This window comes from Leptolyngbya sp. CCNP1308 (assembly GCF_034932455.1).
Classification (GTDB): Bacteria; Cyanobacteriota; Cyanobacteriia; order Phormidesmidales; family Phormidesmidaceae; genus Nodosilinea.
Genome location: NZ_JAYGIH010000074.1, coordinates 47,859 through 70,318 on the forward strand (window position 1 = coordinate 47,859; position 22,460 = coordinate 70,318).

Consider the following 22,460-nt stretch of genomic DNA (forward strand, 5'->3'; position numbering starts at 1 on the left):
GGTTGGATGGGTAGGGGGTCAGGGCCACTGGGCGATGGTTTGGGCGAGGCGCGATCGCAACGTCTCAACCGGTATTCTGTCTAAAATCTCCATGGCGAATCCATAGATCAGCAATCGCTGGGCTTGGGGGGCACTAATGCCGCGACTTTGCAGGTAGAAGATTTCGTCGGCCTGGAGCTGGCTGACAGTGGCTCCGTGGGCGCACTTCACGTTATCGGCCACGATTTCGAGCTGGGGCTTGGTGTCTACCCGAGCGGTATCCGACAGCAGCAGGTTGCGGTTGAGCTGGCTGGCGCTGGTAAGCTGGGCCTTCTGGGCCACGGCCATGCGTCCGTTAAAAACGCTGTGGGCTCGGCCATCGACAATCGCCTTGTGCTCTTGTGCCACGATGCCGTGGGGATGGCTCAGGGCTACCAGGCTGTGGGTGTCAGCGTGCTGAGTATTGGTGATGGCCGCTAAACCGTAGAGCTTGGTGGTGGTCTGTTCGCCGGTTTGGTAGATTTCCCAGTGGTGGCGGGCCAGTTTGGCCCCAAACCCAGCGGCGACACCAACGTACTGGCTATCGCGGGCCTGGGTGACGGCGGTTTTGCCAATGTGGGTGGTGCCTGCCCCCTCTCGCTCGATGCGGCTGTGGGTAATCTGGGCGTTGGCGTCGAGCCACAGCTCGGTAACAGCATTGGTGAAGTGAGCGGCGGTGGACTCGCCCCAGAAATCTTCTATCAGGGTAAGAGCGCTACCCGACTCAGCCACCACTAGGCAGCGGGGCTGGGCGACGAGAGGCTTTTCCCCGGTCTGAGATACATAGATAATCTGTAGCGGTGTCTCGATCACTAGGTTGCGAGGCAGCCAGACCACCACAGCATCCACAAAGCCGACGGTGTTGAGGGCGGTGAAAACTTCGTGACTGCCGCTGGCCTGGGCGAGGCGATCGCGCAGCTGGCTCTGGAGTTCGGGGCGATCGCCCAGCGAACCGACAATCGCCCCCTCGGGCAATCCACTGAGCTGAGACAGCTCGCGGCTCACCCGTCCGTTGACGACTACCACCTGAGCGCCAGCGGTTTCTGGCAGGCGCAGCTCGGCAACATCGGCCTCAGTGACAGCCGCTTCCCCAGGGGTGGCAAAGTCGATAGCTAACATGGCCGACAGGTCAGTGAAGCGCCAGTCTTCTTGGCGGGTCGAGGGCCAGGTTTGCTCATTGAGGAAGGAGGCGGCGCGCGATCGCACCTCCCCCAGCCCCAGGTCCTCAGGCACCGCCGCCTGCACTGTCTGCACCAGCCTCTTCAGGTAGGCATCGCGCTGGTTGACTGTCCCCAACACGCTCACTTCGGATACGGAACTGGTCATTACGCCGTCACCCCCGTCCGAAATTCCTCCAGCACCCATTCGTAGCCGCGTGACTCTAGCTGCTTAGCCAGGTCTTTGCCGCCCGTGGTAACAATGCGCCCATCGGCCATCACATGCACAAAGTCAGGAATGATGTAGTCGAGCAGCCGCTGGTAGTGGGTAATCAGCACCACGGCGTTGTCGGCGTTAGCCAGCTGGTTGACCCCACCCGCTACGGTCTTTAGCGCGTCAATATCTAGACCCGAGTCGGTTTCGTCAAGAACGCTCAGCACCGGCTCTAGCAGCGCCATCTGCAAAATTTCGTTGCGCTTTTTCTCGCCGCCCGAGAAGCCCTCGTTGACGCTGCGATCTAAGAAAGACGCATCCATTTTGACCACGTCCAGCTTTTCTTCGATCAGGTCGTCAAAGTCGAACACATCAATTTCATCTTCGCCCCGAGCCTTGCGGTGGGCATTAAAGGCCACCCGCAAAAAGTCGCGGTTGCTGACGCCGGGAATTTCGAGTGGATACTGAAAGGCGAGAAAAATACCGGCGGTGGCGCGATCGTGGGGGTCTAGCTCTAGAAGATCTTGCCCTTTGAAGTGGATCTCTCCCGCCGTCACCTCATAGTCGGGGTGGCCCGCCAGCACCTTCGAAAACGTGCTCTTGCCCGAGCCGTTGAGGCCCATAATGGCGTGAATCTCCCCGGCCCTCACCTCCAAGGTGAGGCCCTTGATAATTTCGGTGCCGTCTACGGTGGCGCGGAGGTCGCGCACCGAGAGAATGATTTCGCTGTTGTCGTTAATCATGGTTCTTTTCCCGTAGGGTGGGCACCGCCCACCATGCTCCTGCGCGATGAAATTTTGATTTTTTGTCTTCGTAGGGTGGGCACTGCCTACCATCCACCTCTGTCAACGTTAGAGATTCTGTGTTGGCGAATTTCCCGCTTGTAGAAATTCTCAAGTGGTGGGCAGTGCCCATTCTACCGGGAACTCCTGCTCCCCTTTCCCCCAAGGAGAGGAGTTGGGGGTGAGGGAGGGCCACATCCGCCCATCTACCCCACGGTATTCTCTAGCTTCAGGGCCAGCAGCTTGTCCGCTTCGGCGGCAAACTCCATGGGTAGCTTGTTGAATACATCGCGGCAGAACCCGCTAATGATCATCGACACCGCATCCTCCGGCGAAATGCCCCGCTGGGCAAAGTAGAACAGCTGGTCTTCCCCAATTTTGGAGGTTGAGGCTTCGTGCTCGACCTGGGCGGTGCTGTTCTGCACCTGAATGTAGGGGAAGGTGTTGGCGCTGGAAGTGTCACCAATCAGCATCGAGTCGCACTGGGAGTAATTGCGCGCCCCCGTAGCCTTCGGCCCAATCTTCACCAGGCCCCGGTAGCTGTTCTTTGAATTTGCCGCCGAAATGCCCTTAGAGATAATGGTGCTGCGAGTGTTTTTGCCCACGTGTACCATTTTGGTGCCGGTGTCGGCCTGCTGCATGTTGTTGGTCAGCGCCACCGAGTAGAACTCGCCCACGGAGTTGTCGCCCACCAGCACACAGCTGGGGTACTTCCAGGTGATGGCCGAGCCGGTTTCTACCTGAGTCCAGGAGATTTTAGAGTTTTTGCCGGCGCAGAGGCCGCGCTTGGTGACGAAGTTGTAGATGCCGCCCTTGCCGTTTTCATCGCCCGCGTACCAGTTCTGCACGGTTGAGTAGTTGATGCTGGCATCATCCATAGCCACCAGTTCAACGATCGCCGCGTGGAGCTGGTTGCTGTCGTACATGGGGGCCGTGCAGCCCTCCAAATACGTCACCGAGCTGCCCGCTTCCGCCACAATCAGCGTGCGCTCAAACTGGCCTGAGTCGCCATTGTTGATGCGGAAGTAGGTAGACAAATCCATCGGACACTTGGTGTCTTTGGGAATATAGACGAACGACCCATCGCTAAACACCGCCGAGTTCAGCGCCGCAAAATAGTTGTCGCCAATGGGGATAACGGTGCCTAGGTACTTCTCTACCAGGTCGGGGTGCTCTTGCAGCGCCTCGGAGATCGAGCAGAAGATCACGCCGGATTCTGCCAGCTTTTCTTTGTAGGTGGTTGCGATCGAAACGCTGTCAAAGATGGCATCTACAGCCACGTTGGCCAGCCGCTTTTGCTCCGAGAGGGGAATACCCAGCTTCTCAAAGGTTTCGAGCATCGTCGGATCGACTTCATCGAGGCTGCCCAGCTTCTTGGCCTGAGTCTTGGGAGCTGAGTAGTAGACGATGTTTTGGTAGTCGATGGGCGGATATTTGACGTTGGGCCAGGTGGGCTCTTTCATGGTCAGCCACTTGCGGTAGGCCTTCAGCCGAAACTCCAGCATGAAGGCGGGCTCATTCTTTTTGGCCGAAATCATCCTGACCACGTCTTCGCTGAGGCCGCGAGGAATGGCGTCGGCCTCAATGTCGGTGGTGAAGCCGTACTTATAGGGCTGGCTGACGAGGGTTTGAACAGAAGCAGTCATGACGCGACTCTATTGAACGGGCTAGGGACGAGGCAGATACGGTGCGGGTAAAAACCCGGAACCCAGTGCCTAAAACTTGTTGGTTTCAGCACGAATGGTGTCGAAGGAGATGTCTTGTTGTTCGCCCGCAAAGGGGTTGTCGGGTGTGAGAAAGAGCATGCAGTGGCACTCTTTACGCTCCTGCATGGGAATGCAGGGGCAGTTCCAGTAGATGGCTTTGACCTCCGCCCCTTTGTCTTCGTAGTGGCGACAGGGGCACAGGGGTGCGCCGAGATCATCTTTGTGTTTAGCTAAGCCTTCAAGCACCACCGCCGTTACACCAGCGTCGGAGCAGAAGTAGGTGCCAGTGCGCTTGGCGTAGCTCTGGGCAAAATTGCGCATGAGCTCTAGGTTCTTGTCGGTGGCCTGGGTGGTTTTGGGGTCAGTCATTACGGGATCGGTACGCTACACAGCCCAATAATTTTATACAATTAAAGCAACATTTAAGTTGTCTAACTAGATCTTAGACTAGTTTAGCAACATAAAGGTTGTCAAAGTAGATTATCGTCCGATGGACTGGGATTGACCTGGTCTGGGTAGGTATAGTCTGCTGTGGCCATGTCCTCTATAAGTCTTACTGTGGGCCAACGCCATGACCTCTGTGCAGCAACCCTCCACCTCTACAAAAGACGACATTTTGATGCACCTGCTCCGGCAGGGCGAAGCGACAGCCCATGACCTGGCAGAGCACTTTGAGATGAGTGCCCAGGCCATTCGCCGTCACCTAAAAGATTTGGAAGCCGAGGCGCTGATTGAGCATCGGGCGGTGCAGGAGGGCATGGGGCGACCCAACCATCTGTATCAGATCAGTGCTAAGGGGCGCGATCGCTTCCCCGCCAAGTACGACGAATTCGCCATTTCGCTGCTCGACACCCTGGCAGCCACCCTGAGCCAAGACCAGGTGGGCACTGTGCTGCGCAAACAGTGGGAGCGCAAGGCGCTGGAGTATCGCGATCGCGTCGGCACTGGCAGTTTAGCTGAACGGGTGGCGCGGCTGGTGCAGCTGCGCCAGGCCGAGGGCTATATGTCTGAGTGGCACGAGGTCAGCGACGGCGATATTCGCCAGACTGGCCCCGGCTACGTCATTACGGAATACAACTGCGCCATTTCCCACATCGCAGAGTCATTCCCCAGCGTGTGCGGCCACGAGCTAGAGATGTTTCAGGTGGCGCTGACCGACTGCACAGTGCAGCGCACCCACTGGCTGGTCAAAGGCGAACACCGCTGCGGCTACCTGGTTCAGGAGCGCGGCTAGGGGCAATCATGAGCCGCGCTCATCGGGTTAGAGTCTGCGTTTGAGTACCACCAGGGTAATGTCGTCGTAGATGGTGTGGTCGCCAATGTGGGCATGCACGTCGGCCATGATGGCGACCCGCATCTCCTGGGCCGATTGGGCCGAGTGCTGCTGCGCCACCTGGGTGAGGCGGTCTAGACCGTAGAACTGGCGATCGCAGTTCTCCGCCTCGGTAATGCCGTCGGTGTAGAGCACAATCGTGTCGCCCACGCCCAGCTCAATCTGGTGCTGGGCAACAAACGCCGAGATATCGGCCACCATGCCCACCGGGTAGCCCAGATCGAAGGTGTCGATGCGTTCGACGGTGCCGCTGGCGCGCACCACAATCACCTCCTCATGCTGGCCGCTAATGGAGAGCTTGCCGTCGCGATAGTCAATCAGCGCCAGCGACAGGTTGCGAAAAGAACTCATGCGCAGGCGGTTTTGGTAAACCACCTCGTTGAGGGCGTTGAAGCAGATTAGGGGATCGGTTTGGTTCAGCGCCCGCAGCATGCGCACCGCCGTCTGGGCCATGATCATCAGCACGCCGCTTTCGAGGCCGTGGCCCGTCACATCGCCAATGCCAATGGTCACCAGACTGCCGCTGTCTTGCAGAATGTCGTAGTAGTCGCCCCCTACCTCCTCGGCGGCCTCCATGAATCCGGCAATGTCGAGGTGGGCGATCGCCGACAGTTCCTCGGGCTTGGGCAAAATCATCTGCTGGAGCTGGCGGGCCACGCTTAGCTCGGCGCTCATGCGGCTGTTGTCGATCTCAAGGGCCTGGTTGAGGGTGTTGATTTCGGCGTTGGCGGCGGTCAGGGCGGCCTCGGCCTGCTGGCGCTGGGCCACCTCTAGGCGCAGCTGGGCCAGGGTTTGCTCTAGACGGCGCGACTGCTGCTCTAGCTCCCAGCTGTACTGCACGCAGCGCGAGACCTCCCCCAGCATTTCGACCACCACATCGGCAGCGGGAAAAGACTCAGCTTCTACCCCCAGCCAGGGCAGCGGGTGCAGCCGCTCCGGACTGGAGTGCACAACCCGAAACTGACCATCGGCCTGGGCCTGGCCAATGTGGCATTCTTTTTGCAGATGGTGGTTGGTTTCGCAACACACCTCGCCGCTGGGCGATCGCCAGCACTGCCCATAGGCCGCCGCTCGTACGGCCTCGCTGGTTACTGTCTGAGCCTGCTCCACCGCTTGCCGCCATAGGTAAACCTGGGTATAGGCGGTCTGAATCGGGTCGCTGGTGACGCGATCGGCCCCATAGCGCCGTTTGAACTCGGCCACAAACCGCTGGTTAACGGGCGTATCTAGGCTCTGAAAATAGCTCCAGCAGGCGTAGTGCCCGGCGGCAGCGTGGCCAATGCGCTGAAGCTCGGCCTCGGCCACGCTCATGGCCATAACGGGCATCTGATCGGGGGTGAGCCCCGCCGCCGCAAACTGCTGATAAAAGGCCAAGTTGCTGTCGCCGTTGAGGGTGCTAAACACCGCGTCGGGGCGCACCTGCCCCAGGTCTTGCATAACGGTTTCAAACTCAGTGGCCCCCAGGGGTACATAAGCTTCCCCGACAAGTTCGCCTTGGTGGTGGTGCAGCTGGCCCTTGAGAATTTTGTTGGCCACTCGAGGAAACACATAGTCTGACCCCAGCAGGTAGATGCGCCGCTTGCCTTGACCTAACAGCCACTCTAGGGCCGGTTCAACCTGCTGGTTGGGGCAAGAGCCACTGTAGAAAATCCAGGGCGACTGCTCTAGCCCTTCGTACTGGATGGGGTACCACAGCAGCATTCGGTGGGCCTCAAACACCGGCATCACTGCTTTGCGGCTGAGGGATGTCCAGCCGCCAAACACCGTTGCCACCTGGTCAACCTCAATCAGCGCCTGGGCCATAGCCGCAAACTGCGCTGGGTCTGAGCCGCCGTCGCGAATCACTGGCTCAAGGGGGCAACCCAGCACGCCGCCCGCCTGGTTAATTTCTGCGATCGCCATCAGAGCGGCATCTACCAGAGGGGTTTCGCTGAGGGCCATGGTGCCGGTCAGCGAGTGCAATAGACCGATACGAATGGGAATAGGGAATTGGGAAGTGACCATTGACGCCAAAAAATCAGGAACTGTCCCTAGAGTGTTCACTGACCGGCCTCGGTTGCCCGTCGGGCGAGCTAAACCTGCGTCGTTCGGCCTAGATGTAGGCCCCAGATCTAGGCAAAAAAAACCGGCTGACACGCCGGCATTTTAAACCTAAATAGTGGCAAAAAGCTGTAGCTCTAGTGGGCTAGACCTGAGTCTGGTAAGCGCGGCCCATAAAGCGCAGGGTGACGGGCGTAGTCGCGGCCACGGTGGCGCTGTGCTGTTTGGCGCTCCAGGCGACTCCCCGATATTTACCCGTCACTTCACCGTCGCGGGTCTCAACGCTAGACCACTGGCAATTGTATTCGGCACCAAGAAAACGTAGTCGCATAGTGAAAATCCTTTTGTTAAGGGGTGAATTTAAGCGAGGACGTAACCAATGCACTACAGGGTTGACAAGAATTATGGCCTTACTACGTTAAGAAGTCCTGATATAAGAATTAAATTGACAAATTTGTTACAGAAGTTTTTTCACATGCCTTGAGAGAAATTTTGAGTCTCTAGTACCGCTACGCGGAGTTCAAAATGCAAAATTCAAAGTAAAAAATCCTTAGAGCACAGGTATTTCAAGCATTCTGAACAGTAGGATCATTTCTGCCGCAGCGACTAGATAAAGCGCAGCCCGCCTCCCACGCAAATGAAATTTGAAGAGCGGGGAGCGAAGGATGTTCCTGACAGGCTGGGTTAGCCAATGCCTCGTCTACGGAGGCGGGCTGAAGTGGTAGGCTGCATGCACCTACAAACGGTCTGAAGTGATGGCCATAGTCAGCAAGACTGAGCTTAGGACTAGGCCATGACCAGACAGCAGTGCCCACTTTGCGAGGAAGTTCAAGGGCAGGAGATCTACCGCGATCGCCCAGAAATGCGCCATCGTCGCGCCTACTACCGCTGCGATCGCTGCAATCTAATCTTTGTGCTTCCCGCGAGCTTTCTCTCCTTCCAGGCCGAAAAAGCTGAGTATGACCTGCACCAAAACTGCGCTCAAGACCTGGGCTACCGTCGGTTTCTGAGTCGCTTAGGGATTCCTTTGCTGAATTGTTTAGCCCCCGGTAGCCAAGGGCTCGACTTTGGTTCTGGCCCTGGGCCAACCCTCTCGCTCATGCTCGAAGCAGCCGGTCACTGCGTCGTCCTCTACGATCCGTTCTATGCCGACGATGGCGCAGTTTTTGCTCAAATGTACGATTTCATCACCGCTACCGAAGTCGTCGAACACCTGCGCCAGCCTCGGATGGAACTCGATCGTCTTTGGAGCTGCCTTAAACCCGGCGGCATCTTAGGAATAATGACCAAACTTTCCCGCGACGATGCGGCCTTTGCTGGGTGGCACTACAAGAGCGATCGCACCCACATCTGCTTTTTCTCAGTGCAGACCTTTGCCTGGCTGGCGGCCCGCTGGCAGGCTGAGCTTTCCATTCTGGGCCAAGACGTGATTCTGCTGCAAAAGCCGCTGCCGCCTTCTAACTGCCGACCACCGACTCAACCTTAGTATCTTCAGCGTCTTCTACCTCAGCCTCTGCGGCGGCTGGGGCCTCGGGAACCTCAGGCTCGCGGTGGCTAAACACTAGCTTCTCATCTTCAAAACCGGCGACGATGGTGGCCCCCTGGGCGAAGGTGGTCTCTAGAATCTTGGTGGCGATCGGGTTTTCGAGCAGCCGCTGGATCGCCCGCTTGAGAGGACGGGCACCGTACACCGGGTCGTAGCCGCTCTCGGCAATGAAGTCGATGGCCGGGTCGGCAATCTCCAGGCCAATGGTTTGATCGGCCAGGCGGCGCTGCACCCGACGAATTTGCAGGGCCACAATCTTGCGCAGCTCGCTCTTGCGCAGCGAGTGGAAGAGAATCAGGTCATCCACCCGGTTGAGAAACTCAGGGCGAAACTGCTTTTGCAGCGCCTTGAGCACCTGGGTACGCATTTCGTCGTAGCGATCGTCATCGCCCGCCAACTCTAGAATGTGGTCGCTGCCCAGGTTACTGGTCATGATCACCACGGTGTTGCGGAAATCGACCCGGTGGCCCTGGGAATCGGTAATACGGCCATCGTCCAGCACCTGGAGCAAAATATTGAACACGTCAGGGTGGGCCTTTTCCACCTCGTCGAGCAACACCACTGAGTAGGGGTGGCGGCGCACCGCCTCGGAAAGCTGACCGCCGTCTTCGTAGCCGACGTAGCCGGGGGGTGCCCCTACCAGCCGCGATACGGCGTTTTTCTCCATGTACTCCGACATGTCGATGCGAATCAACGCGTCTTCGGTGTCGAAAAGAAACTCGGCCAGGGCGCGGGCCAGCTCGGTTTTGCCGACCCCGGTCGGCCCCATAAATAGGAAGGAACCCAGGGGACGGCCCTGGTCGTTCATGCCAGCGCGGGCGCGACGAATGGCGGCGGCGACGGCCTCCACCGCTTCATCTTGGCCGATCACCCGCTCGTGCAGGTGGCCTTCGAGCTGGAGCAGCTTTTGCCGCTCTGACTCCATCAGCCGGTTGACCGGGATGCCCGTCCACTTGGCAACAATTTCGGCGATGTCGGCCTCGGTGACCTGCTCGCGCAGCAGGGTGTTGCCCTGGGCCTGCACTTCGATTAGCTGGGCCTCTAGGGTCTCGCGATCGCGCTGAATCTTCTCCAGACTGTCGTACTTGAGTTTGGCGGCCTTGTTGAGGTCGTAGGCGCGCTCGGCCTGCTCAATTTGCAGGCGAATCTGATCTTCTTCTTCTTTGAGGGCGTGGATGGCGTCGAGGGCCTGCTTTTCGCTCTGCCACTGGCCGCTAAACTCGCTCTGTTTACTCTGGAGTTCGGCGATTTCGGTCTCAATGCGGCTGAGTCGCGATCGCGAGGCTTTGGTCGCGGTGCCGTTCTCGGCTTCTAGGGAAAGCTTTTCCATCTCCAGCTGCATCAGGCGGCGCTCAATGCCCTCTAGCTCTTCGGGCTTGGAGGTGATCTCCATTTTGAGCTTGGCGGCGGCTTCATCCACCAGGTCGATGGCCTTGTCGGGCAAAAAGCGATCGGCAATGTAGCGATCGGAGAGCACCGCCGCCGCCACCAGAGCGCTGTCGGCAATATCGACGCCGTGGTAAGACTCGTAGCGCTTTTTCAGCCCCCGCAGAATGGAGATGGTGTCTTCGGCGCTGGGCTGGCCCACGTACACCTGCTGAAAGCGGCGCTCTAGAGCAGCGTCTTTCTCAATGTGCTTGCGGTATTCGTCGAGGGTGGTGGCCCCAATGCAGCGCAGTTCGCCCCGCGCCAGCATCGGCTTGAGCAGGTTGCTGGCATCCATAGTGCCCTGGCCCGCTCCGGCGCCGACCACGGTGTGCAGCTCGTCGATAAACAGCACCACCTGTCCGGCGGAGTCGGTGACTTCCTTGAGCACCAGCCGCAGCCGTTCTTCAAACTCGCCGCGAAACTTGGCCCCGGCGATCAGCCCGCCGATGTCTAGGGAAATTAGCGTGCGGCCCTTGAGCGATTCGGGCACCTCGCCGTTGATAATGCGCTGGGCCAGGGCTTCGGCGATCGCCGTTTTGCCCACCCCCGGTTCGCCAATCACCACCGGGTTATTTTTCGTGCGCCGCGACAACACCTGAATCACGCGGCGAATCTCGTCGTCGCGGCCAATCACCGGGTCGAGCTTGCCGTCGCGGGCTAGCTGAGTGAGGTCGATGCCAAATTTTTCGAGCGCGTCGTACTGCTGCTCGGGGTTTTGGTCGGTGACTTTTTGGCTACCGCGCACCGCCTGCACCGCCGCCATCAGCTCGGGGCCTTCCACATTGAAGCCACGCAGTAACCTGCGACCAATGCGCTCGTCTTCTTGAAAACCCAGCAGCAGGTGCTCGACGGAGATAAATTTATCTTTGAGAGTCTGCCGCGCCGCCTCGGCCTGATCGAGCATGCGATCGAGGCTTTGACCCAGATATAAATTGCTGTCGAGACCGGGCCGCACCCGCGCCTGGCGCTTGGCAAAAGTCTCTAGCTCATCGAGAATCTGGTCGCTGTCAAGGCCAGCCTTGGTCAAAATTTTGTGGGACAGCCCGTCTTCCTCCTGGTCGAGCAGGGCGATGATGACGTGCTCAACCTCCATATATTGATGTTTGCAGCGGCGGGCCACATCCTGGGCCTCAACGATGGCGTCCCAAGCTTTGGCGGTAAACTGATCTGGATCGGTTGGCTGCATAATCTCCGTGGGCGGGCAGGCGTGCGCTTTGCTTTTTGTAACGGTTGGACGTTCAGTATATCAGTTGGGCGCTGGGCCTGCGGGCTGGGCTGTGACGCCTGGGTTAGAGCATAGGCTAGGTTGCCTCCGCAAATTGTTAACTACCCACCACTACTCCTACCAGCAGCCCCGCCGCCGCACTGCTACCGATGTAAAGCCATTGGCGAGATTTTGGTACGCGCAGCAAGGCCAACTGGCCGTAGGCTAGAGCTCCGCGAACTACGGCCAGCAACCCTAGCCCCAGCAGCAGCGCGATGTGCAGGGTGCTTAAATTCAGCACAATGCCCCCGCCCCCGTAAGCGTTGCTGCCATCAAACAGCCAAATGACGCTGTGCATAGCCAAGAAGGCTAGGCCGCTAAACCAGAGGGTGGTCTTGAAACTCTGGCCCCAGCCCCAGCCCATAATGCTGCCGCAGATTGCCAACGATATGCCCAGGCCCATCGCCACGGGCAGAAAAAACAGCAGCACCCCTGCCGATATACCCAGCGAGGCCACCACTGCGATCGCCCCTAGCATTGGCCCAAACCAAAGTAGCTCCTCTTGCCAAAGGCCGAGGCAAACGGGTAGCCACACCAACAGCCAAAACCCAAAAGCTACCTGCTCTGCCCCCAAAAGAATGCCGTAGAAAAGATAGCCTATTCCCAGTATGGCCAGAGAAATTACGGTTTCTCGCCGATCTAATGGAGTTATAGCGGGCTGAGGAGTGGCCACCAAAGGTTGGGCACTTGGGGCAGATGGCGGGCAGGAGGGCTCGTCAAAGGGCAGATTTACTGACTGCTCAATCTCGTCCGTATCGTCCGTGACAACCCCAGCTGAGTCTATAGTGACGGGGGCTATCCCAACTGCTCCGCGCAAATCTGCTGCTGCTTGCAACTGAGTTGGATTGAGATGGGTTGCGGTGAGATCGGCCCGGCGCAGATTGGCTCCGGTTAAGTCAGCCCCGGTCAGGTCAGCCCTGGTCAGGTTTGCCTTAAAGAGGTTTGCCTGGCGCAAATTGACGCCCACTAGGTTGGCTCCCGCCAAATTGGCTCGGTATAGATTAATATTCGACAGCTGCGCCTGAGCTAAGTCGGCGGCGCGTAGGTCGGCCCAGCTAAAGTCGCGTTTGCCCTCACCATAGCGTCTAACCAGGGTTTTTCCATCCATCGCATCCCGCCTCTAGTTAGCTCTTAATCCGCTGAATTGTTTCGCCGAGGTGGCTCATGTGAGGGCAGTAGCCCGTCGCTATCATGGGGGGCAGGGTGCTGTAGTGTAGGGGCTAGACAGGTAGTGCCCTACCTCAGCAGGTATTGCTAGCCGGTTTAATAGCGAATACGCGGGTCAATATAGGCATTCAAAATATCGATCGCAATGCTGATCACCGCCACAATCATGGCAAAAAACACCATCAGCCCCTGCACCACCGGGTAGTCGCGCTGGGAAATCGCTTCGTAGAGACGGTTGGCTAGCCCCGGCCACGAAAATGTTACCTCCGTGAGCACCGCGCCCCCCAGCATGGAGGCAAAGGTCAGCCCCAAAATCGTAATCACCGGAATCATCGCATTCTTCAGCGCGTGCACCAGCACAATGCGCCGTTCAGGAATGCCCCGCGCCCGCGCCGCCTCCACGTAGTCTGCCGCCAGGGTTTGCTTTAGGTTGACCCGCACCATGCGCTCAAACACGCCGCTAATTAAAATCCCCAGGGTGAGGCTGGGCAAAGCCAGGTAATACAGGGTGGTAAAAAATGCGCCAAAATCCAGCGTCAGCAGGCTGTCGAGCAGGTATAGCCCAGTCGGCCCAGCCGGGGGCGAGGCCCGCAGCGGGTAGCGGGTGCCGATAGGAAACCAGCGCAGCTGCACCGCAAAAATGAGCTGCAAAATCATGCCAAACCAGTACATCGGAATGGCGTAGGTAACAATGCCAAACAGCCGTCCCCCCGCATCTAGCGGCGAGTTGGGGCGCGAGGCAGCCAGGGCACCAACGCCGACCCCCACTACCGTGGCCACAATCATGCCGCACACCGTCAGCTCCACCGTAGCCGGAAAGTGCGCCCGAATAATTTGCCACACCGTCTGTCCCTGGGTGGCCAGAGAAGACCCCAGATCCAGCCGCAGCAGATCACCCAGGTAGCTTAAGTATTGAATAAACAAGGGCTGATCCAGGCCGAGCTGCGATCTGAGCGCATCCTTTGCCGCCGCCGGAGCCCGCGCCCCTAGCAGTGCATCTACCGGGTCGCCCGGTGTCGCCCGCAGCAGCAAAAACACCACCGTCGTGATGGTCAAAATCATCAGCGGGGCCAGCAGCAGCCGAGTGAAGATGTAGTAGCGCAGGGCGGCAGAGCGGGAAGACATGGGGAGAGGGTGAGGAGGGTAGGCTAGGTGGAGGAGTGAGGGATATGCAGCCGCGGAACGGCTTCCCGCAAGGCGGCAGTGGGGAAGGGGAAGTGCAAAGTTCAAAATTTTGAATTCTCAATTTTGAATTCGTCCATCTCCTCATCTTCCCCCCTTTCTCATCTCTCCCTATCCCCGGCTGATCTGCCACAGCAAAAACTGCTGCGTCGGCTCCACAGCCACACCTTCTATGCCGTCTTGGGCAAAGACGTAGTCCTTGTTTTGCCAAAGGGGCACGTAGGGCACATCATCGACCATCATCTGCTGAAGGTCGGCGATCACCTGCTGGCGGGCATCGGGGTCTTGCTCGGCCTGCTGTTTGGCCACGAGCTGATTGGCTTCAGGGCTGTAGTAAAACGAGCCGTTGGCCTGGGAAGGGCCTTCTTTGCAGAGGTTGTTGCTGCCTGTTTCGCAGCTCATAAAGGGCTGAATGAAGGTGTCGGGGTCGTAGTAATCGGGGTACCAGTTGGCCAGAATGATGGGGTAAATGCCTTTGCCCACGTTTTCCCAGAGGGTAGCCCCTTCGGTATTTTGCACGCTCACCGTCACCAGCCCCGGCAGACCCGCCTCGATCGATTCTTTGAGGGTGTTGGCGACAATGCTGCGAGTGGTTGAGGCTGAGGGATACCAGATCTCCAGGGTTAGTGGATTAGCTTCTGAGAACCCGGCCTCGGTGAGCAGGGTTTTGGCTTTGTCAAAGTCGCCGTCGCCGTAGGCGTCTTTGAACACCGGCTCAGCGATGTCAAAGCTGGCGGGAATCAGGCTGTAGAGGGGTTCGGCCTGGCCCTGGAAGACGCGCTCGTTGAGCAGGGGGCGATCGACCATGGCGGCGATCGCCTGTCGTACCTTGACATCGTCTAGCGGCGCAATCTTTTGGTTGAGCGCCATGTAGTTGATCACGTTGGTGCCTGCCTCGATCACCTGCCAGCCGCCGGAGCTTTCTTCACGCTCTAGGGCCGCCACCTGCTCGGGGTCGAGGGTTTGGTAGGCAATGTCAAGACCGCCCGTTCTAAAGGTGTTGTAGAGGTTGGCGGGGCTGGTAAAGATTTGAATGTCGATGCCCTGGTTGGCGGGGGCATCGCCCCAGTATTCGGGATTGACGTCGAGCTTAATCGAGTCGCTGGTGAAGCCCGATAGCTTGTAGGGGCCAGTGCCGACAAAGCTATCGGGCTTAAAGCTGCCGGTGCCAATTTCGTAGCTCTCAGGCGAAACCGGGGTGACGCCCGAAAAACTCAGTAAGGCCGGAAACGCCGCAAAGGGAGTCTTGAGGGTGAGGGTGAGTTCGTAGTCTCCCGTGGCCTCGGCGGTGGCGATTTTGTCAGACAGCAGGTAGGCGGGGCGACCGCCATTTTCCATAAATCGCTGGATGGAAAAGGCCATCACCTCGGCATTAAAGGGGGTGCCGTCGTGGAGAGTGACGTCGTCCCGCAGGGGAATAGTGTAGGTCAGGCCGTCGTCGCTGACGGTGGGTAGCTCGGTGGCGAGCTGGGGCACCAGGTTGGTGGTGCCGGGCTCGTAGGTGTAGAGGCGATCGCCCAAGTTATACAGCAAAATGCCGGGAAAGGTCTCGTAGGCGTCGGCGGGGTCGAGGGTGCGGGCGGTGAGGGTGGTGCCAATGGTAATGCGGCCATCGCCACTGTCAGCGGGGGCGTCGGCAGCGGGCTGGTTGTTGCCAGCGCAGCCCAGGGCGATCGCAAACACCAGCCCAAACAGCCCGACAAACTGCACTACCCGCCGCCAGGGCTGCCGTACCCAAATTCCGTTGCCTTTACCCATCCACGACACCAAAGAACTCATCAGGTTTTATCTAACTAACTGGCCAACACTGGGATAGTTGTATCACCCTTTGGGGACTAGGGGGAGTGGGGGAATTGGGTGGGGAAAGATTTGAGGGTGTAGTTTTGAGTTTTGAATTTGATTTGGAATTCAAAATTCAAAACTTTACTTCTCACTACCCACTCACCACCTCTTCTACCTTGCCACCGGCAAACCGATTCCACACCGCATCTGTGATTAGGTGCGACAGCAGACCTAGGGGGCCTGCAAACAGGCACAAAGCGAGAGAATGGCGGGTGAAGACGCCGCTTTCCTGGCCTTGCCAGTAGATCCAGCGACCGACAAAGAGATCGAAGGCGAGAAAGTGTACCCATCCGGTGGCGGTAACGTGGGGTTGGGCGAAGATGGCTGCCAGGTCGCTCAGGCTGAGGTTAGGGTCGGAGAGGGCTTCGATGCCTTCGACGTTGGTAAAGCTGGTAACGAAGAGAAAGAGGTATAGCCCAGCCAGGGCCGCAAAGGGGAGCAGGGAACCCATGACGGTGCGGGTAAGTTTGGTGTTAGGCACCAGCACCATTAGGGTCCAAAAGGGCAGCACGAAAAAGTTGGCACCGCTAAACAGCAGCTCTAGCAGGTTGGCATCGACGGTCATAGGGGGAGGATTGATTTAGGGGACTTTACCCAGTGTAAACAGTTCCCGTAGGGTGCACAGCGCTCAGGCGCGGCTCCGCCAACCGCGCAGCAATGCACCATCCACTTGATCTGGGGGACTTGCGATGGGTAGGGTGGGCACTGCCCACCAGGATCGGGCAGAGGGCAGTGAACTTGGGAACAAAGCCAGATTTGCTGCTGGGGCCATTTCGCTGGCCCCAGACCCCCTTCGACCAGGGCCGTGCCGCCGCCCTGGACCCAACGGAAAGGAGGGACCGATCATCGGTTTAAACCTCTGTTTTGCAAATGGGTCTGTGAGGAACCTTAGATCCTGCGGTTATAGCCCTCAACCTCACTCCCTCTTTCCCACCTTCCCTATCTCCCCCACCTTCCTCAACACTCCCCTACCCCATCACTCCCTTGTCCCATTACTCCCCTACACCATCTCCTCAATCTCTTCCGCCTGAGGATGGAAGTACTCGTAGATCTGCTGCGCCAGCTGAGGGCCAATGCCGGGGACGGTGGCGAGCTGTTCGGGGCTGGCTTCGCGGATGTAGTCGATGGAGCGGAAGGCGGCGAGCAGCTCTTTCTGGCGGTGCTGGCCGAGGCCGGGAATTTCGGAGAGGCGCGATCGCCGCATCCGATCCGTCCTTTTCTTGCGGTGAAAGCTGATGGCAAAGCGGTGGGCCTCGTCGCGCAAGCGGCGCAGCAGTTGCACGCCAGGCTGGTCGGCTTCGGTAGGAAGCGGGATCGATTCGCCGGGCAGAAAGATCTCCTCGCGCTTTTTGGCCAGGCTAACAACGTTGAGGTCTTGCATCAGGTTGAGTTCCCGCAGCACTTCGACTACCGCCGAGAGTTGGCCTTTGCCGCCGTCAATCATCACCAGGTCGGGCCAGTCGGGGTTGCCCAGGCGCTGTTTGGTGGGGTCGGTGGCGTAGCGGCGAAAGCGGCGGCGAATCACTTCGGCCATGCTGGCGAAGTCGTCGGAGTGGCCGGGCTTCACGTCGGGGTTTTTGATTTTGTAGTGGCGGTAGTGCTGCTTGGCGGGCATGCCATCGACAAACACCACCTGGGAGGCGACGGCATCGGAACCCTGGATGTGGGAGATGTCGTAGCCTTCGATGCGCTTGGGTAGGTCGGGCAGGTCGATCGCGATCGCCAGATCTTGCAATGCCTGAATGTTGCGATCGGCGGCGGCCTGGGTGCGGGCCAGCTCGTACTGGGCGTTGCGCTCGACCATGTCGATCAGGTCGGCCTTGGTCTGGCGCTGGGGTACTTCCACCGCCACCTTGCGGCCCCGGCGCTGGGTGAGGTATTGAGCCAGCATATCGCCTTCGGGCAGCTCGTGCTGGGCGAGTATCAGCGCCGGAATCTCGACCGCTTCCACGGTTTGGTAGTGATCTTCCAGCACCCGCTGGAGAATTTCGCCCGGCGTGCCCGACTCGGCATCGGCGGTGAAGCCCAGGCGACCCACCAGACGACCGGCTCGCACCTGGAAGATCTGCACGCAGGCGTGTTTGTCGTCGGCTGCTAGGGCGATCGCATCCCTTGACACTGTATCGTCGGGCAAGGCGACTTTTTGGTCAGCACAGAGGCGCTCTAAACCCCGGATTTGATCCCGCAGCCGGGCCGCCAGCTCAAACTTGAGGTCTTCTGCCGCCTTCTCCATTTGGGCGGTGAGAATGTCTACTAGCTCGGTAGTGCGGCCCTGGAAGACCATGACGACGCGTTGAAGAGTCTTGTGGTAGTCCTCCGGCGAGATCAGCTGCTGGCAGACACCGGGGCAGCGGCCAATGTCGTAGTTGAGGCAGGGGCGATCGCGGTGTACCGGCTGGGGCCGCTGCCTCAATGGGAATATCCGCTTCACCAAGTGCAGGGTGCTGCGCAGCAGACCCACATCGACGTAGGGGCCGTAATAGCGATCCTTCAGACTCTTGCGCCGCTTGCGGGTGATAAAAATCCGGGGGTAGTCTTCTGACCAGGTGACGCAGAGGTAAGGGTACTTCTTGTCATCCTTCAGCAGCACGTTGAAGTGGGGCTGGTTCTGCTTGATCAGGTTGGCTTCCAGCGCCAAGGCTTCGGCCTCGGTGTCGGTGACGATAAACTCGATCTCGACAATCTGCATCACCATCACAGTGATGCGGGGCATGTGGCCGTGAAAGTCGCGAAAGTACGATCGCACCCGCGTGCGCAGACATTTCGACTTGCCGATGTAGAGCGTCTGGTCGCGGCCATCTTTCATAAAGTAGACTCCCGGTTCCTTCGGGATCTCTTTGAGACGCGCCTCTAGGCGATCGGGGTCGTTGATTAGGGTGATGGGTTGAACCGAAGTCACAGGGAACGCTGGGGGCTAAACCTTTGTACTAACCAGGATAGCGGCAAATTTGTCCGGCAAAATTCTCCTGAGCAGACGGTTTTCCGCCGTAAGAAGGGGTGATATGTTCGGGTGGCCGGTGAGCACGTTAGCCAATTCAGTATTTATGCGTAGATGGCCTGGTGATTTATGTGTCCTGCTTCATAGGGGCTTGCGATCGCGCCTAGAACTATAAAGATTGATTTTCTCAGCCATTTCTTCTGGAAACCTCTCGGCCTTGATGTAGTTAGTATTACATCCTGTTCCTGATCGTTACCGTCACGAGATCCTGCCCATATGACCACCCAAGAGTTCGAAACCCGCTATCGCGAGCAAATCAGAGATATTCTCAACCGGCTCCAGTCGGCTATAGCAACATCGTCTCAGCTTGAGCACACCATTGTCGATATTGGCGAAGCCGTCCAGGTCTTAAGCCGAGATGTAGAGAGTTTTTTAGCCGAACAGCGGTCGGGGTCGGAGGACGGCAGTCTGTCGTAGCGGCAGTTTGGGTTGAAAACGGCATCTAAGCGACCCAGCGCAGAGTGGGCAGGTGCAAACTTGCCCACCCGCCGGTCAGAACGCCAGCGCCCCACGTCTTCCAAACCTTGATCGTCGCGGAACCCCTACTCTGCCTCGGGCGATCGCAAAACGGTATAGATGGCCTGGGTGAGCTGCTGAAGGGCAATTGGCTTGACCAGGTACTGCTGCGCCCCCAGCGCTAGGGCGCGCTGCTGATCTTCGGCAAAGGCGTAGCCCGACACAATGATCACCGGCAGGTGCTGCCACAGTGCCGAGGCGCGCAGCTGTTTGAGAAGCGTGTAGCCGTCAATTTCGGGCAGCCCCAGATCTAGAAGCAGCAGGTGGGGCTGAAATTCCTTGAGATGCTGCTGTAGGTCTAGCCCGTGGGGCAGTGCCAGCACCCTGAACCCAGAATAGGTGAGGTAGTCAGCAAAAAACAGACGGTTGCCCCTATCGTCTTCTACAACGACAATCCGGGGCTGACCATCAGCGGTGCTGGATGGAGATGTCACCATTACCCTTAGATCCTGATCTGAGAACTGGACCCATCAGAACCGCGAGTCGGTCTGATCACCCAATGAGTGCACCCTGGATACTAATTAATGGCGTGGCCCAGCATGAGGTCAAGACTGGGCAAGTTAATGCAATCCTTATCTCGATTACTCCATCTTAATCGGTGCTTTATTGCGGCTTTAATTGCTGTAACGACTTCTGCGGATTTATTTACAGCAGCGCTCTGGCCTTGGGCACCCATTGTGGCCACCTATCTTGCCTTAGAAAATTTTGCTAGCGCTATTGGGCAAGAACTCAGCGATGCGGGCGATTGCCCCCTCCAGCACATCTGGCGGATGCACCAGGGCGATGCGCACATAGCCCTCACCGGCCTTACCAAAGCCCACGCCGGGGGCCAGGGCCACCCCGGTCTGCTCGACCAGGCGCAGGCAAAACTCCTTAGATCGCTCACCCCACGGGTCGGGCAGCTTGGCCCACAGGTACATGGTGGCCTCGGGCTTGGGCACCGCCCAGCCGATGCGATTTAACGCCGCCACCGCCGTATCGCGCCGCTGGCGAAAGGTGGCGACCATGTTGTGCACGGTGTCTTGGGGGCCGGTGAGGGCGGCGATCGCCCCCCGCTGAATGCCGGGATACTGGTTAAAGTCAACATTGGCCTTGACCTGGCGCAGGGCATTGACAATCTCGGCATTGCCGATCGCATACCCCACCCGAAAGCCGCCCATGTTGTACGACTTCGACATGGTGAAAAATTCGACGGTGCAGGTTTTTTCAGGATCGGCCTGCAGCGCAGAGATCGCCGGTTTGCCCGTAAAGGTCAGGTCAGCGTAGGGAAAGTCGTGGGCCAGCACCAGGTTGTGCCGCTGGCAAAAGGCCACCGCCTCTCGCCAAAATTCTAGCGACGCCGTGGCGGTGGTGGGGTTGTGGGGGTAGCTCAACACCATCAGCCGCGACTGCTCTAGCACCGCCGGGGGAATGTCGGCAAAGCGGGGCAAAAAGCCATCCTCGGGGTGCAGGGGCATGGGATAAATTTGCCCGTTGGCCAGGTATACCCCCCCGACGTGGGAGGGGTAGCCAGGATCCATCAACAGGGCAAAGTCGCCGGGGTTGAGAATGGCCAGGGGCAGGTGGGCGGTACCCTCCTGGGAACCGATCAGCAGCAGTACCTCGGTTTCAGGATTGACCGCGACATCAAACTTATCGGTATACCAGCGAGCGGCGGCTTCGCGGAATGCCTGAGTGCCCGAAAACAGACAGTAGCCGTGGGTGCTGGGGTCGTGCAGGGCAGCAGCGATCGCCTCAAGCACGTGGGGTGGCGTGGGCAAATCTGACGACCCCAGTGACAGATCGACAATCGATTTACCCGCCGCTCGGGCCGCTGCCTTGGCCCGATCCATATCGGCAAATACGTTGGCCTGTAAGGGCCTCATCCGCTGGGCAATTTGCATGGTGACAGGGGAGTTAGATCAGTCTGCCGGTGGCGAAACAGAATTAGCAAGAATGCCTCAACCAGAGAACACCCATTATAAAACCTTTGATCAGGATCCCTAGAAACCCTGGTAAATAGGGCACAGCGCTGAGTTAGGGATTCTAGGCGCGATCGCGCCATCAGTCATGAACTCAGGTTCACTGGCGCTGAGTACCCCGCAATCTCTGGCTATCCCTGGTTGAGAACTGGCGAGGGTAGAGGTTGTGAGTCATGATTTCTCCCAACCTCTACCCCCGATTCAAAACTTTAGTCGAGCTTATCAATCTGCGATCTGAGTTCTTCAAGCTCAGCATCAACTTCAGTGGACTCAGTGGCCGGGATCGCTGTCTCAGCGGCGGGCAGTTGCCCCTGGTCTACGCTGCCGCCCGAGAGCTGGGCCTTCATCGCCGCCAGTTCCAGATCCACATCGCCGCCAGCTTCGAGGGAGGCAAACTGGCTCTCCAGGTCGGCTCCAGCCAGCTCTGCCGCCGCCTGGGAGGTAGCCTCCATCTGCAGTACTTTTTCTTCCATGCGCTCAAAGGCCGCCATGGCGCTGCTGGTGTTGAGGCTGCTGGTGGTACTTTGCAGCTGCTCGTTGGCCTTGGCGGCGCTGGCCCTTGCCTTGAGCATGTCTTTTTTGGTCTTGGCCTCAGATAGCTTGCTCTCTAGGCCAATCAGGTTGCGCTTGAGCTGGTCTACAGTAGTGCTTTGACCGTCGAGCTGGGTTTTCAGGGCAACGGCGGTTTCGGCCTGGGTTTTCTTGCGCAGTAGGGCTTGTTTCGCCAGCTCTTCGTCGCCTTTTTGTAGGGCTAGCTGAGCCCGCTGCTGCCAGGTGTTGGCCTCACTGCTAGCCCGCTCGTACTGCTGCTGCACTCGCTTCTGGCTGGCGATCGCGCCCGCCACCGCCTGACGCATCTGTACCAGGTCTTCCTGCATATCAATGATGGCCTGATCCAGAATCTTCTCTGGATTCTCCGCCGAACTCACCGCCGCATTTAGGTTAGAGCGAACCACTCGGCTAACGCGATCAAATAACCCCATGACGTGCTGCTTCCTTAATCTATGGTGTTGCGATGGTCTTTTCTAGTTTAATCCAACTCCTCCGCCTGCCACTTTAGCACCGACGCATTTACCCCCTGTTCACGTTTGAGCTTGGCGTCTTTTTCAAACCACTGGGTAATCTGCACCGCCGTCAGGGCCTCGATGGGGGTCTCGGCATCAGCGGCAATCACCCGGAGTAGCTTAGCCGTTGAGATAGTCAGCCGGGCCAAAAATTTCTCCGGGGACGACAGCAGCGCCCTATCGACTTCCGCCGATTCTTCAGGGGTGAGGAACTGGAGCGATTGGTCAAGCATAGTTAGCGG

At 58.5% G+C, this 22,460-nt stretch carries 19 protein-coding genes; 3 read left to right on the top strand and 16 right to left on the bottom strand.

Annotation, left to right across the window (positions count from 1 at the left end):
* Positions 1 to 18 precede the first annotated feature (18 nt).
* From sufD to VB780_RS18770, 4 genes are all read right to left on the bottom strand, one after another.
* Entirely contained in the window at positions 19 to 1,344 is a 1,326-nt protein-coding gene (gene sufD, locus VB780_RS18755) for a Fe-S cluster assembly protein SufD (RefSeq protein ID WP_323352700.1), read from the bottom strand.
* Complete coding sequence (sufC, locus tag VB780_RS18760; RefSeq protein ID WP_323352701.1) at positions 1,344 to 2,132, bottom strand: Fe-S cluster assembly ATPase SufC; 789 nt, start codon at positions 2,130 to 2,132, stop codon at positions 1,344 to 1,346. The genes sufD and sufC overlap by 1 nt, the downstream gene beginning before the upstream one ends.
* Positions 2,133 to 2,377: 245 nt before the next feature.
* Positions 2,378 to 3,817, bottom strand: coding sequence for a Fe-S cluster assembly protein SufB (gene sufB / locus VB780_RS18765; RefSeq protein WP_323352702.1), 1,440 nt, complete (start codon positions 3,815 to 3,817; stop codon positions 2,378 to 2,380).
* A 69-nt stretch (positions 3,818 to 3,886) separates the two neighbouring features.
* On the bottom strand, positions 3,887 to 4,246 hold the full coding sequence (locus tag VB780_RS18770) for a ferredoxin-thioredoxin reductase catalytic domain-containing protein (protein WP_323352703.1): 360 nt from the start codon (positions 4,244 to 4,246) through the stop codon (positions 3,887 to 3,889).
* Between the two features lie 202 nt (positions 4,247 to 4,448).
* Here VB780_RS18770 and sufR point away from each other — a divergent pair, with 202 nt between their 5' ends.
* Positions 4,449 to 5,111: an iron-sulfur cluster biosynthesis transcriptional regulator SufR gene (gene sufR / locus VB780_RS18775; RefSeq protein ID WP_323352704.1), complete on the top strand. Its 663-nt coding sequence runs from the start codon at positions 4,449 to 4,451 to the stop codon at positions 5,109 to 5,111.
* A gap of 27 nt (positions 5,112 to 5,138) precedes the next feature.
* Here sufR and VB780_RS18780 read toward each other — a convergent pair whose 3' ends face one another.
* Positions 5,139 to 7,214 carry a transporter substrate-binding protein gene (locus VB780_RS18780; RefSeq protein WP_323352705.1) on the bottom strand — a complete coding sequence of 692 codons (2,076 nt, stop codon included), beginning with the start codon at positions 7,212 to 7,214 and terminating at the stop codon, positions 5,139 to 5,141.
* Between the two features lie 181 nt (positions 7,215 to 7,395).
* Positions 7,396 to 7,581 (bottom strand): DUF4278 domain-containing protein, encoded by a 186-nt coding sequence (locus tag VB780_RS18785; protein ID WP_323352706.1) that lies wholly within the window; start codon positions 7,579 to 7,581, stop codon positions 7,396 to 7,398.
* A gap of 462 nt (positions 7,582 to 8,043) precedes the next feature.
* Between VB780_RS18785 and VB780_RS18790 the strand changes: the two genes are divergently transcribed.
* The gene (locus VB780_RS18790) at positions 8,044 to 8,736 is read left to right on the top strand and encodes a class I SAM-dependent methyltransferase (protein WP_323352707.1); all 693 of its coding nucleotides are present in this window, start codon (positions 8,044 to 8,046) and stop codon (positions 8,734 to 8,736) included.
* Here VB780_RS18790 and clpB read toward each other — a convergent pair.
* The 6 genes from clpB to uvrC form a co-directional block, all read right to left on the bottom strand.
* Positions 8,708 to 11,410, bottom strand: a complete 2,703-nt coding sequence (clpB, locus tag VB780_RS18795) for an ATP-dependent chaperone ClpB (protein WP_323352708.1) — start codon at positions 11,408 to 11,410, stop codon at positions 8,708 to 8,710. The genes VB780_RS18790 and clpB overlap by 29 nt on opposite strands.
* 136 nt (positions 11,411 to 11,546) lie before the next feature.
* On the bottom strand, positions 11,547 to 12,596 hold the full coding sequence (locus VB780_RS18800; RefSeq protein WP_323352709.1) for a pentapeptide repeat-containing protein: 1,050 nt from the start codon (positions 12,594 to 12,596) through the stop codon (positions 11,547 to 11,549).
* A gap of 155 nt (positions 12,597 to 12,751) precedes the next feature.
* A complete protein-coding gene (locus VB780_RS18805) occupies positions 12,752 to 13,780 on the bottom strand; it encodes an ABC transporter permease (RefSeq protein ID WP_323352710.1) in 1,029 nt (342 codons plus the stop codon).
* A 168-nt stretch (positions 13,781 to 13,948) separates the two neighbouring features.
* Positions 13,949 to 15,616 (bottom strand): ABC transporter substrate-binding protein, encoded by a 1,668-nt coding sequence (locus VB780_RS18810; protein WP_323352711.1) that lies wholly within the window; start codon positions 15,614 to 15,616, stop codon positions 13,949 to 13,951.
* Between the two features lie 154 nt (positions 15,617 to 15,770).
* Complete coding sequence (locus tag VB780_RS18815) at positions 15,771 to 16,244, bottom strand: ABA4-like family protein (protein ID WP_323352712.1); 474 nt, start codon at positions 16,242 to 16,244, stop codon at positions 15,771 to 15,773.
* Positions 16,245 to 16,679: 435 nt separating this feature from the next.
* Positions 16,680 to 18,578 (bottom strand): excinuclease ABC subunit UvrC, encoded by a 1,899-nt coding sequence (uvrC, locus tag VB780_RS18820; protein ID WP_323352713.1) that lies wholly within the window; start codon positions 18,576 to 18,578, stop codon positions 16,680 to 16,682.
* Positions 18,579 to 18,893: 315 nt separating this feature from the next.
* On the opposite strand from uvrC, the gene VB780_RS18825 reads away from it, so the two are divergent.
* Positions 18,894 to 19,094, top strand: coding sequence for a hypothetical protein (locus VB780_RS18825; RefSeq protein WP_323352714.1), 201 nt, complete (start codon positions 18,894 to 18,896; stop codon positions 19,092 to 19,094).
* Between the two features lie 125 nt (positions 19,095 to 19,219).
* Here the strand turns inward: VB780_RS18825 and VB780_RS18830 are convergent, their stop codons facing one another.
* The 4 genes from VB780_RS18830 to VB780_RS18845 form a co-directional block, all read right to left on the bottom strand.
* Entirely contained in the window at positions 19,220 to 19,630 is a 411-nt protein-coding gene (locus VB780_RS18830; RefSeq protein WP_323352715.1) for a response regulator, read from the bottom strand.
* Positions 19,631 to 19,888: 258 nt separating this feature from the next.
* The gene (locus VB780_RS18835) at positions 19,889 to 21,076 is read right to left on the bottom strand and encodes an LL-diaminopimelate aminotransferase (protein ID WP_323352716.1); all 1,188 of its coding nucleotides are present in this window, start codon (positions 21,074 to 21,076) and stop codon (positions 19,889 to 19,891) included.
* Positions 21,077 to 21,363: 287 nt separating this feature from the next.
* On the bottom strand, positions 21,364 to 22,137 hold the full coding sequence (locus VB780_RS18840; RefSeq protein ID WP_323352717.1) for a PspA/IM30 family protein: 774 nt from the start codon (positions 22,135 to 22,137) through the stop codon (positions 21,364 to 21,366).
* A gap of 47 nt (positions 22,138 to 22,184) precedes the next feature.
* Positions 22,185 to 22,451 (bottom strand): hypothetical protein, encoded by a 267-nt coding sequence (locus VB780_RS18845; protein ID WP_323352718.1) that lies wholly within the window; start codon positions 22,449 to 22,451, stop codon positions 22,185 to 22,187.
* Between the last annotated feature and the right edge of the window lie 9 nt (positions 22,452 to 22,460).

Coding starts and splice junctions, on each gene's coding strand:
- VB780_RS18790 (WP_323352707.1), top strand. CDS start 8,044: ATGACCAGACAGCAGTGCCCACTTTGCGAGGAAGTTCAAGGGCAGGAG.
- sufD (WP_323352700.1), bottom strand. CDS start 1,344: ATGACCAGTTCCGTATCCGAAGTGAGCGTGTTGGGGACAGTCAACCAG.
- VB780_RS18810 (WP_323352711.1), bottom strand. CDS start 15,616: ATGAGTTCTTTGGTGTCGTGGATGGGTAAAGGCAACGGAATTTGGGTA.
- VB780_RS18830 (WP_323352715.1), bottom strand. CDS start 19,630: ATGGTGACATCTCCATCCAGCACCGCTGATGGTCAGCCCCGGATTGTC.
- VB780_RS18825 (WP_323352714.1), top strand. CDS start 18,894: ATGACCACCCAAGAGTTCGAAACCCGCTATCGCGAGCAAATCAGAGAT.
- sufB (WP_323352702.1), bottom strand. CDS start 3,817: ATGACTGCTTCTGTTCAAACCCTCGTCAGCCAGCCCTATAAGTACGGC.
- VB780_RS18840 (WP_323352717.1), bottom strand. CDS start 22,137: ATGGGGTTATTTGATCGCGTTAGCCGAGTGGTTCGCTCTAACCTAAAT.
- sufC (WP_323352701.1), bottom strand. CDS start 2,132: ATGATTAACGACAACAGCGAAATCATTCTCTCGGTGCGCGACCTCCGC.
- VB780_RS18815 (WP_323352712.1), bottom strand. CDS start 16,244: ATGACCGTCGATGCCAACCTGCTAGAGCTGCTGTTTAGCGGTGCCAAC.
- VB780_RS18805 (WP_323352710.1), bottom strand. CDS start 13,780: ATGTCTTCCCGCTCTGCCGCCCTGCGCTACTACATCTTCACTCGGCTG.
- sufR (WP_323352704.1), top strand. CDS start 4,449: ATGACCTCTGTGCAGCAACCCTCCACCTCTACAAAAGACGACATTTTG.
- VB780_RS18835 (WP_323352716.1), bottom strand. CDS start 21,076: ATGCAAATTGCCCAGCGGATGAGGCCCTTACAGGCCAACGTATTTGCC.
- VB780_RS18785 (WP_323352706.1), bottom strand. CDS start 7,581: ATGCGACTACGTTTTCTTGGTGCCGAATACAATTGCCAGTGGTCTAGC.
- VB780_RS18845 (WP_323352718.1), bottom strand. CDS start 22,451: ATGCTTGACCAATCGCTCCAGTTCCTCACCCCTGAAGAATCGGCGGAA.
- VB780_RS18780 (WP_323352705.1), bottom strand. CDS start 7,214: ATGGTCACTTCCCAATTCCCTATTCCCATTCGTATCGGTCTATTGCAC.
- clpB (WP_323352708.1), bottom strand. CDS start 11,410: ATGCAGCCAACCGATCCAGATCAGTTTACCGCCAAAGCTTGGGACGCC.
- VB780_RS18770 (WP_323352703.1), bottom strand. CDS start 4,246: ATGACTGACCCCAAAACCACCCAGGCCACCGACAAGAACCTAGAGCTC.
- VB780_RS18800 (WP_323352709.1), bottom strand. CDS start 12,596: ATGGATGGAAAAACCCTGGTTAGACGCTATGGTGAGGGCAAACGCGAC.